This is a genomic window from Pantoea sp. JZ2, from assembly GCF_035191405.1.
GTDB lineage: Bacteria > Pseudomonadota > Gammaproteobacteria > Enterobacterales > Enterobacteriaceae > Pantoea > Pantoea stewartii.
In genome coordinates this window covers 155,880-173,229 of sequence record NZ_CP045248.1, presented here as the reverse complement: position 1 = coordinate 173,229, position 17,350 = coordinate 155,880, and the positions used below count along the sequence as shown (strand labels likewise).

The window sequence follows — 17,350 nt, the reverse complement described above, 5'->3', positions numbered from 1 at the left end:
TCAACCTCCCTGCATTGGCGACAGCACTTCCAGACGGCAGTTGGCCTCAAGCAACTGTGAGGCATAGCGCTCTCTGGGAACAAAGGTTCCATCGAGGGCACTGGCCACACAGCCAGCGTCAATGCCCTGCTCTTCTAACAACTCCGCAAGCGTCCCGGCTTTCGTCTCGATAGCACGACCATTTAGTTCGATTCGCATAGTAGTCTCTCTGTTGCAAGTTGATGCATGAGCTTTTCGGCCATAACCGGTGCCAGCAAAAAGCCATGGCGATACATACCGTTAATGGAAAAGACACCGTTTTCATAACGCACGTCGGGGAGGTTGTCGTGATAAGCAGGACGTAACCCCGTCCCGCTTTCGATAATGCGCGCTTCGGCAAGCGCAGGATGAATGCTGTAAGCAGCGCTCAGCAGCTCCATCATGGCGCGCGCGCTGATGGGGCTGGTATCCTGACTCTCAACCATGGTGGCCCCGAGCATAAAGTGCCCCTGCGCCCGGGGAACCAGATAGCAAGGAAAACGGGGATGCAGCAGGCGTAAAGGTCGGGAAAACGTGATCTCATCCGTTTGCAGTATTAGCATTTCGCCCCGCACCGCACGCAAGGCTGGCTGTGCCTCACGCGCATGAATACCGCGGCAATCAATAATGCGTCCGCTGGGCTTGCCAGCGTGAATACTGACGCCCGCGCTGACCAGACGTGCACGTAACTGTTGCATTGCCTGACGCGGATCGAGATGCGCTTCAGCCGGGAAAAATAATCCCCGGGCGAAGCGGTTTTCCAGCGCGGGTTCGATGTCACCTGGCGCAACCCACTGATGCGCTGTGGTCATGCTGGCAAACCGGGTAAGTTCAGCGCTGTCACGCGGTGGCGCGAGCACGAGTGTGCCCTGCTGTTCAACGCCACTTATGCGGGCCGCCCACCACGCTGCAGCGTGCTGTCCCCATTCAACGACCTGCTGAGGCGCACTTTCTGCCTCACACCAGGGTGCCAGCATGCCGCCAGCCCAGTAGGACGCCGCCTGACAATTCGGTTGTGTAATGACTTCAACCTTCTCGCCGTGTTCGGCCAGTAACGTCGCGATACAGAGTCCGGATACACCGCTGCCCAGCACTGACCAGCGGCTCATTGTCCACCATCCTGATGGGGTAAAAACGGAATAAGGATAGTCACATTGGCCTCTCTGTTAGCTCTCAGAGACCCGCGATACAAGAAGGGAAAAAGCACAAGCCTGACAGAAACAGGCTCTGCGGCAAGCATCTACGCGATGCGCAGATGCCCGTCTTCCTACGCCAGTATCAACTGGGTCAGGTTCTAAGGGTCGCTAAGCCGCGCATGGCGCTATTAGCCTCTCAGTCTCTCTGGCGAGACTCCCCTGACGGGTTCTAGTTGTATTTTAAGCGACGCTGTTCGTCAAGGCTGACACGCAATTTATCGCCGGGTCCGGCAAGATAAATTGCGCATTCAGGGTACACCCATGTAGCGCAACAACGCCGTCATGCAGGCCGCGCCCAGAATAATGAAAATCAGCGGAGCTCTACGCCAGGCAAGGAACAGGGCAAACCCGACGCCCATCACTCTGGCCATCCCTGCAAAATGCTGGCCTTCAAACAGCGTGGTGGTTGCCGCAACCGCAAGCAGCAGTACAGTGGCAGCATCGGATAACATGTTTTGGGTTCGTTCACTGACGGGCAGACGATTGCCGAGTTTAACACCCGCGAAACGGATGGCGTAGGTGCCAGCAGCCAGCAACGCAATACCTGCAATAATCATGGCGTGATTCATTTGCGCGATCTCCATGTAAAGAGGCCCAGCAAGGAAAACAATACGGGCATACCGGCAGGTACGAAAGGCGTGACCACCAGCGACAAAAACGCACCAGTCATAGCAGGAATGCGGGTGCGCGCTTTGCGTAAGGCAGGAAAGATTAGCGCAATCAGGATCGCGGGAAAGACCGCATCCAGGCCGATAGTAGACACATTCGGAATAAACTGCCCTATCGCCGCGCCAGCCATTACGGTCACAGGCCAGATTACGCCAATACTGATGCCGCATATCCAGAATGCCTGGCGACGTTGCGCCAGCGTAGGCTGGGAAATGCCAAACACGACACTTTCATCATTCATGATGTGGCATCCTAGCAGACCCCGTCTGCCCTGACCGACCAAATCCTTGACAGTGATACCAAAAGGAAGATGACGCGCATTGACCAACAGCCCCGCCGCTGCCGCCGTGAGAGGACTGCCACCGCCCGCCACGATACCGATAAACAGGAATTCAGACGCCCCCGCCAGCACCAGCGTCGATAACGCCAGCGGCACCCAAAACGGAAAACCCTCTGCAAGAGCGAGCGAACCATATGACAGGCCTACAATGCCATCGGCAAGACAGACAAGGAAAATGGCTTTTATCACGCCCTTGTCCAGAGTCTCTTTTTTATCCAGCACCACGATTAGCTCCCATAACGAACGATATACCCATTATAATGAACGGACCGCAGCAGTATTACAAGATGAACGATACGTTCGCCATAACGAACAGGATGCAGGATGAGTACACCCATTGATATTATCGCCAGCAGTTTAGTCAGAGAGCGCCAGCGGGTAGGACTGACTCTCGCAGAAGTCGCGCGTCGGGCTGGCATAGCAAAGTCGACCCTTTCTCAACTTGAGGCGGGGAACGGTAATCCTGGCATTGAGACGTTGTGGTCACTTTGCGTTGCCCTGAATATTCCGTTTGCCCGCCTGATGGAGCCGGAAGCGAACCGCCTGCAGGTTATTCGTCGCGGTGAAGGCCCTGCCGTTGCCGCCGAGCAGGCGGATTATAAAGCCGTCCTGCTGGCAACCTGTCCGCCCGGCGCGCGACGGGATATCTATCTGCTGCACATCCAGCCCGGCAGCGAGCGCCGCTCGCAACCGCATTCGCCGAATACCATTGAGCATCTCATCTTGACTCAGGGACGCGCGCTGGTCGGGCCCACAGACTCGCCCGTCGAACTGGCACCGGGCGACTACATCAGCTATCCCGGCGACACTGAACATATTTTTCGAGCGCTGGAGCCGGATACGCTGGCCGTGCTGGTCATGGAGCACATCTGAGGGTGCTCTGCCTCAGTCATCAGGCAGGCTAATCGCATCAAGGGAAATGACCCGATGTGCACTCCTTTCAAGTAGCGTGAGATCATGACTGACCAGCAGAATGGCGCAGCGTTGCTGCATGGCCAGGTCAGTCAGTAAGGCCAGCGTCTGTTGCTGAACCACAGGATCGAGACGCGACGTGGGTTCATCGGCAAACAGGAACACGGGATTCAGCAACATCGCCCGAAGCAGCGAAAACCGCTGAAGCTCACCGCCTGACAATCCTGAAGCCGGACGGTGTAACAACGCCTGTCCGAGCCCCAATTGCCGCATCCGCTCATCACGTCGCCTCACCGGGATTGTGTGGCGCTGCAGCAGATCGTCGATGATCTGGGCCATAGTGATATCCGGTGGAAAAACCGCAGAAGGATCCTGGTATAGTTTTTGATAACGCAACGGATGAAACCTACCCGGTCGGGTTATCGTTCCCTTATCGGGCTTAATCAAGCCCGACAGCGTATCTCCCAGGCTGCTTTTGCCACTGCCGCTCTCACCATAAAGCCCAACGATTTCACCGGCGCGAAAGCATAAATTTACATTGCGGAACAACGTTTTCCCGGCGCGTTTCAGAGTAAGCCCTTCGGCCCGTAATACGAGGGTGTCATCACAGGGCAACAACGTGGCCGGTGGCCAGGCATGGGGTTCAGCGGCCAGCAACTGTTTCGTATAAGCCTTCTGCGGCGCATTCAGGACTTGCGTGGCATCCCCCTGCTCAATCACCTTTCCCTTATGCATCACGACAATGTCACCGCCTAACTGTCTGGCCAGCGCGATATCATGGGTGATGGTCAGCAAGGCTTCGCCGCGGGCTACAGCCAGGTTGAGCATGTCACCAATTTCGTCCCGTCGCGCCACATCCAGTCCTTTCGTCGGTTCATCCGCGATAAGCAGAGTGGCACCACCCGCCCGCGCAGCGGCAAAGCACACCCGTTGGGCCATTCCACCGGAAAGCTGCCAGGGGAAACGCTCTGCCGCGTGGGCCAGCCCCAGCGAGTCCAGCGCCAAACCTGCCGCCTGCTGCGCGCCCTGACGCGTGAACCCCCGTATGTACCGATAACCCTCTTCTGTCTGGCCTTTCACACGCATCGTCGGATCAAGCGCCAGCAAGGGCTCCTGAGGTAAAGCGGTAATACGGTGTCCCCACAGCGCACGGAGTGCTGTCAGATCGGTTTGCAGATTATATTGCTGCCCGTCAATGACTACCGTTCCTTCAGCGCGCAGTCCGTCGGGTAAGGCGCCGAAAATCGCCTGCGCAAACAAACTTTTTCCCGATCCTGTCTCACCAATGAAGGTGACGGGCCTGCCGGAATGGATGATCAGACTTATAGGCTCAACAATGCAGGTATCCGCGAAGACGGCGACCTGTTTGATTACGATGCTTGCCATTTGCGCTCCTTGTTGACCAACAAATTCAGCCCCACCAGCAGGATAAACAGCACAACCACAGGCTGTAGTAATAGCCAGGGCGCTTCCCAGGCATAGGGGAACAGCTCCGTCATCATCAGGCCCAGCTCAGGTGTGGGTGGACGAACGCCAACACTGATAAATCCCAGCGCCGATACGGCCATAATGGCATTGCTGAATGCATAGACGGTCAGTGTCAGTAATAACGGAGACAGGGCCGGCCAAAGATGTCGGCGAAACAGATAAACAATGGAGAAGCCAAGCAGTGAAGATGACTGAACGGCTGGCGACATGACCACAGGCCGCAGCGTGGCGCGCGTCACACGGAAAAACTCCACCCACAGTACCAGTGAAAGTCCCAGCCATAACATGAGTGGTGCGTCAGGTGCGATTGCGGCGAGCAGCAGGACTAACAGCAGGCCCGGCAGCGCCAGACACATGTCGGCCAGCATACCGAAAAGTCGATCGACCCATCCGCCGTACCAGGCGCTGGCTATTCCCGCCAGCAGCCCCATGAGCATTGCTGTAATCACACACAGGGCCGCCAGCCCCAGCGACAATCGCAGCGCCGCACTCAGGCGCGCCAGCATCGAGCGCCCTAAATGGTCATAACCCAGCCACGCGTTACCCGAGGGCGGCGTTAACATCTGCAACAAATCCTGCTGCAGGGGATCGTTCTGATTCAACAACGGCATCAGCCACGCAAAGGCCAGCAAGGTTAAAATTATCACCAACCCCGTTTTTTGGCGGTACGTCATACGCGTTTACCTCGGGGATCCAGGACATAACACACAGCATCGACAAGCATATTTAAGGTGACAAAGGTCAATCCCAGTACCACCGCACTGGCCTGAATCACCGGAACATCCCGGGCAAAAATCGCATGTACCAGCGCGTGTCCGACACCTGGCCAGGCAAAAAGAGTTTCGATCACCACCACACCTTCCACTAACCAGACGAATTGCATGCCGATCCAGGTGACGACAGGGACACTGAGATTGCGCAAACCATGTCGCCAGAACAGGTGCGGCGCGGAAAGGCCCTTTTGCGCTCCCCAGCGATACCAGCCTGCTTTCACAGCCTGACAGGTTGCCTCGCGGACAACACGCGCCCCTACCGCGCTCAGCGTTAATGCCAGCGTCAGCGCCGGGAGGATGAAATGTTGCCCTTCCCCATGCCCCGCACTGGGTAGCCAGTTCAGGCGCAGCGAAAACAACATAATCAGAAGTAAACCCAGGGCAAAATGTGGAATCGATTTAAACGTGGGTGCCAGCACGTTAATGAGCCGATCAACAACACTGCCCGGCCGACATCCTGCCCAGACCCCCGCGGGAATAACGAGAATCAACATCATCAGCAGTGCTACCCCGGCCAGAGCAAGGGTTTGTGTTAACTGCCAGCCCAGCTCACTGCTGACCGGTTCCCCTGAGACGAGAGATCGCCCGAAATCGAAGCGCAGCAGATCCCACATCCAGTGCCATAGTGCATTTCCCTGAGCGGAAAAGTCCGTCAGCTGTTGCTGCACGCGGATAACCGCCGCCAGGTCGACCCGGTCATAACCATATCGTCCCGACGCAATGCGCCAGGCCATATCGCCCGGTAACGCCTGTACTAAAACGAACGTTAAAATACCGACGGCAAAAATCACAAAGGCAGCCTGACCCAGGCGCCAGACGAGTTGTTTAAACATTATTCCGCCCATTTCATCTCACGCAGGCCAAAATGGCGTTCAAAGGGATCCAGTTTTACGGCGGCAAGCTTCGCGTTTACTGCTGCTGACTGCTGGTACCAGGCAACCGGAATAACCGGTAAATCACGCTGTAATGCGGCGGTGATGACCGCTCTTGCCTGCTGTCGTTGATCGGGATCGTTGCTACGTGAAAGCGTGCTGAGCGCCTTATCAAAAGCGTTGTCGTGCCAGTTCATTGCGCCCCAGTCACCTCCCTGCGAACCGTAATCCTGAAGTAGCGTGCCGCCAGGATCCGGCGTCAGGGCGAAATTACGGGCATAGAGCGCCATTTGCAGGCTGCCATCATGATGACGCGCGGGTATCTCACTGGAATTGGTTGAATTGATGATGACCTCGATCCCGACCTCTCGCAGTTGTTGCTGAATGACCATGGCGATTAAGGGCAGCTCGGGGCGATCGGGATATGTCAGCAGCGTGAGGGTAAAGCGCTGGCCAGCGCGGGTTAACATGCCGTCCCGGCCGGATATCCATCCGGACTGTGCCAGTAAGGCGGCGGCACGCTGAGGAGCATAATCCAGAGGCTGTAAAGATGCGTTGTGCCATCCGGCCATAGAGGGCGGGAACATCTGTGTTGCCGCACCGGGATAGCGTAATATGGCCGCAGCCAGCGCATTCCGATTGATCGCCAGGCTGAGCGCTTCGCGCGTGGTTTGCTCCTTCAGGAACGGATGAGCGACGTTCAGCTTCAGCATCACCGTACGGGGTACGGAAACGGTAAGCACCTGTAGTGAACTTTTGTGTGACAAGCGCTGACGGCTGGCGGCGTCCAGATTAAAGACGTAATCCGCATCACCACTTTCTGCAAGTAATGCGCGCGTTTCAGCCCGACCTGCGGACAAATAACGGGCACGTTCAATGCTGGGTTTCTCTCCCCAGTATCCTTCAAACCGTTTTACACTCAGTGACTGAGGGGGCTGGAAACTGACGAGCTGGAAAGGGCCACTGCCGATGACGCGTGAAATGGTATTGGTATCGTCCCAGGAATTCAGCGCGAGGATTTGCGAACGGCTTTCAGCCAGCACCGCCAGCAGCGGCGTGAAAGGCTCGCTCAGCGTGACCGTCACCCGCCGATCTTCTCCGCTGACCGACGTAATGGGTGCTTTGTCGAGTAAACCCGGCTTGCTGCGGGCGGTATTCAGCGATTTTACGACGCTCTCAGCAGTAACAGGTGATCCATCATGAAAATGGGCGTTGCTCCGCAGCGTAAAATGCCATTGCAGCCCATCGGGCGAAATGTCCCAGCTTTCGGCTAACGCGGGTACCGCCTTACCTTTCTCATCCGTTTCCACCAGCGTTTCCACCACATCCATACGAAGCAGAATGTCGCCTGAAAGGGCGGGATCGGGACCTTTAATCTCGAAAGGCGCGGCGATGCGAACGGTCGGATTGCGATCGGCGTAAGCACTTAATGACGCAAAAAGCAGGCCAGTAAGCGTACCGAAAAACCAGTATTTGAATTGTGTCATGATATGTCTGTTTACCACATAATGTTTCCCAGAATTAATTATGTTATAACATAACAATTAAAATATGAACCCGTTTAACGCTCAGCTAGTCGCATCAGCCTGCTCGCTTTCAGTCTTAACAGCAAAGAAATGGAAACCCTGAATCCAACAAAGCATATTGAAAATGGCCGCTAATTTGTTATGTTATAACATAATGTATTCGCCATTTAAGGATCACTTCATGTCAGGCCACTCTCTTTCATCGCCCACAGACAAACGTTTGCCCGTTTGCGTGCTGTCCGGCTTTCTCGGGGCAGGCAAAACCACCCTTCTCAACCATATCCTCAATAACCGTGAAGGCAGGCGCATCGCCGTGATTGTCAATGACATGTCGGAAGTCAACATCGATGCGGCTTTAGTACGTAATGGCGGTGCGGCATTGTCTCGTACGGATGAAAAGCTGGTGGAAATGAGTAACGGCTGCATCTGCTGCACGCTACGTGAGGATCTTTTGCTGGAGGTGAAACGGCTGGCGTCGAAAGGCCGTTTCGACCATCTGGTCATTGAATCAACCGGCATTTCTGAACCGCTGCCCATTGCCGAGACGTTTACCTTTGCCGATGAAGAAGGTGAAAGCCTGTCGACGGTGGCAAGGCTGGATACCATGATCACTGTTGTGGATGGTTATAACTTTCTTCGTGACTACCGTTCCCTGGACTCCTTACAGGCGCGTGGCGAATCACTGGGCGAAGAGGATGAGCGCTCGGTTGTGGATTTGCTGATCGATCAGATTGAATTTTGCGATGTTTTGATCGTGAACAAAACCGATCTTATCAGCCATGAGGATCAACGCACGCTCAAAGCGATGCTGCACAAGTTGAATCCACGGGCGCGCATTATCACCAGCCATTTTGGTAATGTTCCGCTCGATCAGGTACTGGATACCGGCCTGTTTGACTTTGACCAGGCCGCTCAGGCACCAGGCTGGCTAAAAGAACTTCGCGGCGAGCATCAGCCAGAAACAGAAGAGTACGGTATTCGTAGCTTTGTCTATCGCGCAAGGCGTCCGTTTCATCCTGAACGATTCTGGCATGCGGTTAATCATCAGCTTGAGGGGGTGATCCGTTCGAAAGGTTATTTCTGGCTGGCCAGCCGTCCTGAATATGCAGCGTCGTGGTCTCAGGCGGGTGCGATAGCCCGGCATGGCTATGCAGGCAGCTGGTGGGCCAGTATCCCGCGTGATAAATGGCCACAGGACAGTGAATCCCTCGCGTTTATTGCCGACAACTGGATAGACGGGACAGGCGATGCACGACAGGAACTGGTTTTTATCGGCATCGATATGGATGAAACGGCAGTGCGTGCTGCGCTTGATCACGCCTTGTTAACCCCTCAGGAAATGGCGGCGGGGCCGGGATACTGGGTGACGCTTTCCGATCCCCTGCCCGGCTGGTTCGATGACGCAGAATCGTAACGGATCTTTTTCTGCAAAGGATCCTGTTTTGTGTCAGGCAGAAATCAATGTTGTTATCCGATGGGAAAAGACAGTAAGCCGGCGCACTGCTGCGCCGGTAGACTCAGGGGATAATAAAATAGTGGTTAGCGCCGGTTTTTCCAGACTGTCTGAATATTACAGAACTCATGGACGCCAAAGTGCGATAACTCACGACCATAGCCACTCTTCTTCACGCCACCGATAGTCACGCGTGGATCGGATGCACCATTGCCATTGATAAATACAGCACCCACTTCGAGGTTTGCCGTCATCTGCTCAGCACGATCGGTGTTGTTCGTCCATACCGTTGCACTAAGTCCGAATTCGCTGTTATTAGCGATTTCCAGCGCATGATCCGCATCACGGGCGACTGCGATAGCGGCGACAGGCCCAAAAAGCTCTTGCCTGAAGGCTGTCATGTCACTTGTTACATCAGACAGGATCGTCGGTGCATAATAATTGCCCTGCCCTGCTATTTTTTCGCCACCTAACACCAGACGTGCACCTTCACGCAGACTCGCTTTGACCTGGTCATCCAGTTCATCGCGGAGATCGTAACGGGCCATTGGGCCAATGTACGTTTGTTCATCCAGCGGATCGCCGATTTTAAGCGCCTTAACGGCTTCAACAAAACGCATTTCAAACGCTTCCGCAATCGGCGCTTCAACGATAAAGCGTTTCGCTGCCATACAAACCTGCCCGGTGTTCTGGAAACGGCCTGTGACTGCGGATTTAACGGCTTCATCAAGATCAGCATCGGCCAGCACGATGAAAGGATCTGAACCACCTAACTCCAGCACGGTTTTTTTCAGCGCCGCACCCGCCTGGGCAGCTATAGCGGCACCCGCCCGGACGCTGCCTGTTACTGCAACCGCTGCGATGCGATCATCCCGGATTGCGGTTGAAACGCCTTCGTTATCAACGTTTATCAGGTTAAAACCGCCTTCAGGCAGATCTGTAGCATCGAACAGCTCTGCCATCAGCATTGCGCTTCCCATGACATTAGGGGCGTGTTTCAGCAGATAAGTGTTACCCGCCAGCAGCATCCCTACAGCACCGCGCAGAACCTGCCAGAAGGGGAAATTCCAGGGCATTACCGCCAGAATAGTCCCGATTGGCCGGAATGACTGCCACGCATCGGGAATCTGTGAGGGTTGGTCTTGCAGCATGGCAGGGCCAAATTCAGCGTACCAGTCACACAAACTGGCACATTTCAGGATCTCTGCTCTTGCCTGTGCAACAGGTTTACCCATTTCCAGGGTTATCATTCGCGTCAGTTCTGGCTCACGCTGGCGAAGTTGTTCGCTCAGTTGACGAAGTACGTTGACACGCATGTCCATGCTGCTTTGCCGCCACGCTTTACTGGCCTTGGCACTTGAGTCTAACGTCTGCTCCAGTTCAGAAGCGGTTTGCATTGGATATTTTGCAAGAATTTCACCCGTTGTGGGATTACGGGAAATGGCAAAGTCAGTCATGATCGTGATCCTTATTAATGACGAAATTCTGTCACCATACGCCGTCGTAATGCTGATGAAAAATGAATAATAGTGATGAACTTGTTTCTGAAAAATGAAGGTACAAGTGAGTGCGTTTGTCCGGGACGGGTGGCAGTTACCTTATCTTTTTTAAAAAAAACGCTATTCAGAGAAACATCACTATGATCTGTTATCGCTGAGTTATCCACTTATACAGTGAATAGTTCCTATATAACGATCATAGAGAGATCCATAATAGATCCAAAGAGATCCCCGATCGCTGCAGGCCGCGCCACACAAGGGCTGAGAGGGGGTTGGTGTTCACTGTAATCAGCAAACTATTCACTGTAATCAGTACTTTATTCACTACACACTGTAGAAAGTTCACTATAATCAGTGCTAATGTTCACTGTAATCAGAAAACGATCCTTTTCATCCACAGAATGAAGATCTTATCCCATGGCAGATAAAGATAGTGAAAACAAAGCGTTACTAGAGCCTTTTCTGTCTGTGACTAAAAACAGCGGTGAAGTTATTCAGCTTCATCCCAATAAGAATAACACTGTTCAGCCTGTTGCCTTGATGCGACTGGGACTGTTTGTACCAACGCTTAAATCCACCGCGCGCGGGATTTCAGGCGCGATGGCGTCCACGGATGCGACGAAAGAACTTAAAAACCTCTCGCTAGTGAAAGCGGAAGGGTATGAAAAGATTACCATCACCGGTGCCAGGCTGGATATGGATAATGATTTCAAGACATGGGCAGGCATCATCCAGTCTTTTTCGCGTTATCCTACTCAGGGCGATACGGTCACGCTGCCCTTTATCGATTTCGTTAAAATGTGTGGAATACCTTCAGCAAACTCTTCTGCTGCCTTACGTAAGCGGCTTGATGCATCCCTACGGCGAATTGCGACCAATACGCTGTCCTTTGAAGGAAACGGTAAGGCCTATCACACGCACCTTGTTCAGTCTGCCTACTATGATCGTGAAAAAGATATTGTTCGCATACAAGCTGATCCCAAGCTTTTTGAGCTCTATAACTTCGATCACAAGGTTTTACTTCAGCTACGCGCCATCTCCCGTCTGAAACGTAAAGAATCGGCTCAGGCGCTCTATACGTTCCTTGAGAGCCTTCCCACCAACCCTGCGCCTATATCACTGGCACGCCTGCGTATGCGCCTGAATTTAGGATCTAAAATTACGACGCAGAACCACGTTGTGCGACGCGCAATGGAGCAGCTTAAAGAGATTGGCTATCTCGACTATTCTGAAGTCAAACGCGGACGCTCTGTGTTTTTCATTATCCACAGCAGGACGCCTAAACTGGATGGTATCGGCAATCTTGAAGGTATTGATACCCTTGAAGACATTGAATTTGAAGAATAGCGCGCATTTACTGTAATCAGTAAGTTTTGCGTTGCAGTGTCACTTTTAACTAAAAAGTGACACTGCACGCCAGTTCATATACTTCTTTCACTCCTTACCTACAATCATTCACTGTAATCAGCGGCATTCACTATAGTCAGTAACGCCGCTGAAGTTATGCTGTTGGAACGTCTGCCATCTGATTTTATTTTAATAATATTTCAATGACTTATAAGTAAGCGTGCGCTTACTATTATTTTATTAATTTTCTGCTTATCCTTTTTTGCCTCGCCTTGCTGATTACAGTGAATACTGGCTGCGTTTATTCGCGCCCTGCCTTTCACTGATTACAGTGAACGTTTGTGGAGAATGATATAACTGATTATAGTGAATATTGTTATTAATTAATTGATTTTATTTGTATTTTTTTGGGTTAGACAACGCAGGGTTGAACACGTTGGCATTAATGAACAATCACACTAAATAAGTGACAGGGTTAGTGGAACGCTGATTACAGTGAATGTTATGACGGGTTAAGCCGACAAAATGCATTTACTGATTCCAGTGAATCTGTCCTCTGTTCGTCACGAGGTTCCTGCTGATTACAGTGAACGTTCCGAAGTTAGATCCAGATTACTGACGGTGGCAGCTACGTTTACTGATTACAGTGAACGCTATCGACGTGTCATGGATGGACCACAATGTCAGGCAGCGGCTGATTCAGATCAGGGCGTTTACTGATTACAGTGAATGTTATTGGAAAGCGTATCATTCTTATAGCCTTTCCAGCCTGATGCCATGAGCATTTTCTCCTTCTGAAGGCTGCAAGTGTTACTGATTACAGTGAATATTCAGGGGACCGGGCTGATGAAGCCTCTTCCGGACTTCTCTACCCGACAACAAAGACTGCCACGCTGGTATGGGTTTTCTGCTACTGATTACAGTGAATGTTTACGTCATTCCCCTTCCCTGTTTATTTTTCGCTAAAGGCTCGTCACGGTCTGTATCGCTACGTCTTTATCGCCAGGCCCGGCCTTGAAGCTGGCCCGGCATCGCTTACTGATTACAGTGAATGTTTTAGTCGATGCCTTTCCACATCTGTTGCGACAGAAGCAAGTCGTGTGGCAAATAGCGGCATCTCTGTGGTCAGGCTTTTCATCTGCAGGCAACTGGAAGGGATACTGATTATAGTGAACATTGCGGATGTATATGTTCGCTCTGTCAGATTTTTAGAGAGTTAGCATTGAGACACAGCTTGCTTCAGTGAACACAGGATGGGTCCAGAACGCCCCCGCTGAGTCTGAGTAACAGATATTGATGCTGAATCACCTGCTGTGCTGTTTTAGCTGTCTGTCATCCTGATTCTGGCCACACGATCGGTGCTCATCCTCTACTGAATACAGTGAATCTTTTACTGATTACAGTGAACGAATGCAGGTTAAAAGGCACCTGCTGGTCAGATGCCCGTTAAATACATCCGCCAGCAGTGACGCCACAAGCGCGGTAGCTGCTGACCCTCTGCTACGCAGTTTTGCGCTCATGTGATCGGCGGGCTTTACTGATTACAGTGAATGTTCGCTTCTCGTTGTACGTACTGACGTTCTACTTTTATTTTAGAAACCGAGCGAAGATAGCCTCACGGTATCTTTGTCCAGTTGTATGGGCGAGACGGATTAAGTTCATCCTCCTGTATAGTCCACTCCTGAACGCATCGCAGATGCTTATTACAGTAAATTATGTGTATAGCGTCACATAAATCATAAGTTCAGCATTAAACACAGGATAGCGTTTATAAGATAAATTCTTGCCCGATGTGCAGGATTTAGGTATAAAGTCGTAAATCCTACATATCTGGAGTAAGTATGGCTAACGATGACAGTCAGGTCATGAAAGTTGCTCAGCGTTCTGAACGGATGCTATTGAGCCTTACTGAACAAATTCAGGCGCAAAAGCTTGAGTTACAGGAAAACAGTTATTACCAGATTTATGCGAAGGCTGCGCTGGCTAAACTGCCAAAATTAACCCGCGCCAGTGTGGATTATGCTGTCAATGAGATGGAAGAAAGTGGCTACCAGTTTGATAAGCGCGCTGCGGGAAGTTCGGTCAAATACGCCATGTCCATACAGAATATCATTGATATTTATCACCATCGCGGCGTACCGAAATACCGTGATCGCCATCCTGAAGCCTTTACGTTGTTTGTCGGAAATTTAAAAGGCGGCGTATCTAAAACCGTTTCGACAGTTTCTCTCGCGCATGCGCTTCGCGCTCACCCTCACCTGCTCTATGAAGACCTGCGCATTCTGGTTATCGATCTTGACCCACAATCCTCAGCAACCATGTTTTTAAATCATGAACGCTCAGTCGGTTTAGTTGAGGCTACGGCCGCGCAGGCCATGCTACAGAACGTAAGTCGTGACGAGCTGGTGAATGAGTTTATCGTATCGTCCATCATACCAGGCGTGGATGTGCTGCCCGCCTCCATCGATGATGCGTTTATTGCATCTAGCTGGGATGAGCTCTGTGCCACGCATCTTCCTGGACAGAATGTTCATTCAGTGCTTTATGACAATGTTGTCTCAAAACTCAAAAAAGATTACGACTTTATCTTCATCGACAGTGGTCCCCATCTGGATGCCTTTTTAAAGAACGCGATTGCTGCTTCTGATCTTCTGATGACGCCGGTGCCGCCTGCACAGGTGGATTTTCATTCCACTCTCAAATATCTGACGCGTTTACCTGAGTTGATTGGCATCATTGAAGAATCGGGGGCAGAGTGTCGCCTTCAGGGAAATATCGGCTTTATGTCGAAACTATCGAATAAAGCTGACCATAAGCTGTGTCACAGTCTTGCTAAAGAAATTTTTGGCGGCGATATGTTAGATGCAACGCTTCCGCGACTGGATGGTTTTGAACGCTGTGGAGAGTCATTTGACACCGTTATATCTGCCAATCCATCCACCTATGTGGGCAGCAGCGAAGCGTTAAAAAATGCGCGTTCTGCCGCTGAAGATTTTGCAAAAGCGGTTTTTGACCGCATCGAATTTATTCGCCTGAACTGAGGTTTTTATGAGTGCAAAGAGAATAACGATTGGTCGAACCTTCAGCCAGACGCCGTTAACTACCGAAAAATCCTCTGAACTCCCCTCACAAACCTTTGTGCTTTCGACGGGGAAACGCGCCGTATTCAGGTTTAATCATATACCTGCCAGCGAAGTGGCTGCTAAAACCTTCGTAAATATGGAAACCAATGGTCGCGACCAGTCTGGTCTCACACCCGATTCATTACGCGACATTATTCGTACCATCAAACTCCAGCAGTTTTTTCCTGCCATTGGCATCATGCATGACGAACGTATCGAGATACTGGATGGTTCAAGGCGACGGGCCGCAGCGTTGCACTGTAAAACCGGTCTTGATGTGTTGGTTACCGATGCTGCAATCACGCCCGATGAGGCACGCAAGTTTGCACAGGATATACAGACGGCGCGCGAACATAATTTACGTGAAGTCGGCATGCGTTTGCTTGCGCTTAAAGAAGGCGGACTTTCACAAAAGGAAATTGCTGAAAATCAGGGTCTGTCTCAGGCTAAAGTGACCCGTGCATTGCAGGCGGCGAGTGTGCCTGCCGATCTGATTTCGCTTTTCCCCAATCAATCTGAACTGACTTATCCTGATTATAAAGCTCTGCTCCAGGCTTCAGATAAGCTCAGTGAAACAGGGCAATCAGTTGACGCATTGATTAATGCGATTTCTGCTGAAATCGATGTGGTCAGAGCGCGTGAAAATTTAGCTGAAGATGAGCTAAAGAATAATATTCTTCGCTTAATCCGTCAGGGCAGCCAGACGTTGATTAAAGAGCCCGAAAAAGACAAAACCACTGCCATTGCGTTGTGGTCTTTCGCAGATAAAGATCGTTTTGCGCGTAAAAAAACGCGAGGAAGGATGTTCAGTTATGAATTTAATCGCCAGTCTAAAGAGCTGCAGGATGAGCTGGATAAAGTGATATCAGAAACCCTGAAAAAATTCATGACACGATGAGCGTCTAACCCTGACCAGGCAAATAGCCTTTGCCTGGTTTCTTTCCTCCCTTCCTGCCTTGTTTATGCTGCTATTTACACTCGCAATTTCAGGCTGAAATCGCCATCTAATAATCTTCCTTGTCGATATTAATATATTGAAAAATAAGTTCTTTTTTATCTCAGTGCCGTAAAATTTCGCCCGAAATTCTGTTTCGGGTCTTGGCTGTGCTGGTCGAAATTGTGCACGATCTGTAAGACTGTAATGAAAGCCTGACGCTTATAAATCAGGTCTCAAACCCATCTTATGGGTGATATTTGTTCAACCGCTTTCGCATTTATCAGCTCTACAAGCTTTCTCTCGACTGTTCGTACTAAAAGGAAAGTTTGAAGGAATGATGGAATGCTTTAATGTTACACCATGACGGCGATGAATTTGCGATTTTCTCTTATATCTACTTGTATTATATAGCTTTTGTTTTGGCGATTTCACCCTGAAATTTTTCTAAATCTGCCAGCAATGTAAACCTCATTGATATGAGCTGACACCCTATCCTGACTAAACTTATTTGCCGCGAGAAAATCTAATAAACAATAAAATTATCAATAATGACGATATACAAAAAAAATCCCTTAGTTATCCACAGAAAAAGTGGATAACTAAGGCTGTGATGGATAAATCACTCTGAATGATGATGTACTAACGGGAAAGTGTTTGGTAATGAGTAAGCCAAAGTTGTCAATGCATGGCACCATCAAGACTTTGCCCGCATCTCTCTCACACACTGATTAACGCCCTCATCCCTTCTTCCTTTAAAAGTGAAGCCTGTAGTCGACCGCACACTGTAGGACTGGCGCCAGTGAGTGAGGAAAGGTGAGACAAATGATATCACCCCTTTTTCTGTAAGGCGCTGTGACTTATGATGCAAATTCGGGGTGTATCAATAAAAACCGCTCAAGTCTGCGGGTTGCGTCAGTATCATTGCTGTTGAATCGGCCGCAAAACGTTTCAGGCACCTGAATACAGGTGACACATTCATTGGCTTGAATCTCACTTTTTGAAAACGAAGAAAGGCTCATTACATCTGCTACGACTAATCATGTTCAAAAGGACAAAGCGATGAGAGCTCAGGTTTTAATATTGAATTCACTGTAATCAGTATTCTGGTGCCATGAGCATGTTGCTCAGGCTTTAACGCTTGCCGATGCTTCATACTACAGATTACAGTGAATTACTTGCCACGCATTGATACCGCTGT

The 17,350-nt window shown here is 51.0% G+C and carries 14 protein-coding genes and 1 riboswitch; of the genes, 5 read left to right on the top strand and 9 right to left on the bottom strand.

Annotated elements, in window-relative coordinates; translation table 11 throughout:
• The 4 genes from thiS to GC087_RS23250 form a co-directional block, all read right to left on the bottom strand.
• Window positions 1-198: a sulfur carrier protein ThiS gene (gene thiS / locus GC087_RS23265; protein WP_006122036.1), complete on the bottom strand. Its 198-nt coding sequence runs from the start codon at window positions 196-198 to the stop codon at window positions 1-3.
• A complete protein-coding gene (locus tag GC087_RS23260) occupies window positions 183-1,127 on the bottom strand; it encodes an FAD-dependent oxidoreductase (RefSeq protein WP_039339581.1) in 945 nt (314 codons plus the stop codon). Before GC087_RS23260 ends, thiS begins: the two co-directional genes overlap by 16 nt.
• 138 nt (window positions 1,128-1,265) lie before the next feature.
• A riboswitch (TPP riboswitch) is annotated at window positions 1,266-1,385 on the bottom strand.
• Between the two features lie 77 nt (window positions 1,386-1,462).
• On the bottom strand, window positions 1,463-1,783 hold the full coding sequence (locus GC087_RS23255) for a branched-chain amino acid transport AzlD family protein (RefSeq protein WP_058702491.1): 321 nt from the start codon (window positions 1,781-1,783) through the stop codon (window positions 1,463-1,465).
• Complete coding sequence (locus GC087_RS23250; RefSeq protein WP_193750325.1) at window positions 1,780-2,451, bottom strand: AzlC family ABC transporter permease; 672 nt, start codon at window positions 2,449-2,451, stop codon at window positions 1,780-1,782. The genes GC087_RS23255 and GC087_RS23250 overlap by 4 nt, the downstream gene beginning before the upstream one ends.
• A 96-nt stretch (window positions 2,452-2,547) precedes the next feature.
• On the opposite strand from GC087_RS23250, the gene GC087_RS23245 reads away from it, so the two are divergent.
• On the top strand, window positions 2,548-3,096 hold the full coding sequence (locus GC087_RS23245) for a helix-turn-helix domain-containing protein (RefSeq protein ID WP_324030677.1): 549 nt from the start codon (window positions 2,548-2,550) through the stop codon (window positions 3,094-3,096).
• Between the two features lie 12 nt (window positions 3,097-3,108).
• On the opposite strand, the gene GC087_RS23240 is transcribed toward GC087_RS23245, so the two are convergent.
• Genes GC087_RS23240 through GC087_RS23225 form a run of 4 tightly spaced genes read right to left on the bottom strand, consistent with a single transcriptional unit; the run spans window position 3,109 to window position 7,755 of the window.
• A complete protein-coding gene (locus tag GC087_RS23240; protein ID WP_058708867.1) occupies window positions 3,109-4,521 on the bottom strand; it encodes an ABC transporter ATP-binding protein in 1,413 nt (470 codons plus the stop codon).
• On the bottom strand, window positions 4,506-5,297 hold the full coding sequence (locus GC087_RS23235) for an ABC transporter permease (RefSeq protein ID WP_058702494.1): 792 nt from the start codon (window positions 5,295-5,297) through the stop codon (window positions 4,506-4,508). Before GC087_RS23235 ends, GC087_RS23240 begins: the two co-directional genes overlap by 16 nt.
• The gene (locus GC087_RS23230) at window positions 5,294-6,229 is read right to left on the bottom strand and encodes an ABC transporter permease (protein WP_058708868.1); all 936 of its coding nucleotides are present in this window, start codon (window positions 6,227-6,229) and stop codon (window positions 5,294-5,296) included. Before GC087_RS23230 ends, GC087_RS23235 begins: the two co-directional genes overlap by 4 nt.
• Window positions 6,229-7,755: an ABC transporter substrate-binding protein gene (locus GC087_RS23225; RefSeq protein ID WP_058708869.1), complete on the bottom strand. Its 1,527-nt coding sequence runs from the start codon at window positions 7,753-7,755 to the stop codon at window positions 6,229-6,231. The genes GC087_RS23230 and GC087_RS23225 overlap by 1 nt, the downstream gene beginning before the upstream one ends.
• Window positions 7,756-7,975: 220 nt before the next feature.
• On the opposite strand from GC087_RS23225, the gene zigA reads away from it, so the two are divergent.
• Entirely contained in the window at window positions 7,976-9,208 is a 1,233-nt protein-coding gene (gene zigA / locus GC087_RS23220) for a zinc metallochaperone GTPase ZigA (protein ID WP_324030676.1), read from the top strand.
• Between the two features lie 125 nt (window positions 9,209-9,333).
• Here zigA and GC087_RS23215 read toward each other — a convergent pair whose 3' ends face one another.
• Entirely contained in the window at window positions 9,334-10,704 is a 1,371-nt protein-coding gene (locus tag GC087_RS23215; RefSeq protein WP_058708870.1) for an aldehyde dehydrogenase family protein, read from the bottom strand.
• A 459-nt stretch (window positions 10,705-11,163) separates the two neighbouring features.
• Between GC087_RS23215 and GC087_RS23210 the strand changes: the two genes are divergently transcribed.
• The 3 genes from GC087_RS23210 (at window position 11,164) to GC087_RS23200 (ending at window position 16,113) form a co-directional block, all read left to right on the top strand.
• Window positions 11,164-12,093 (top strand): RepB family plasmid replication initiator protein, encoded by a 930-nt coding sequence (locus tag GC087_RS23210; RefSeq protein ID WP_006122024.1) that lies wholly within the window; start codon window positions 11,164-11,166, stop codon window positions 12,091-12,093.
• 1,841 nt (window positions 12,094-13,934) lie between these two features.
• On the top strand, window positions 13,935-15,134 hold the full coding sequence (locus tag GC087_RS23205; RefSeq protein ID WP_039339560.1) for an AAA family ATPase: 1,200 nt from the start codon (window positions 13,935-13,937) through the stop codon (window positions 15,132-15,134).
• Between the two features lie 7 nt (window positions 15,135-15,141).
• On the top strand, window positions 15,142-16,113 hold the full coding sequence (locus tag GC087_RS23200; RefSeq protein ID WP_324030675.1) for a ParB family protein: 972 nt from the start codon (window positions 15,142-15,144) through the stop codon (window positions 16,111-16,113).
• The last annotated feature ends 1,237 nt before the right edge of the window (window positions 16,114-17,350 follow it).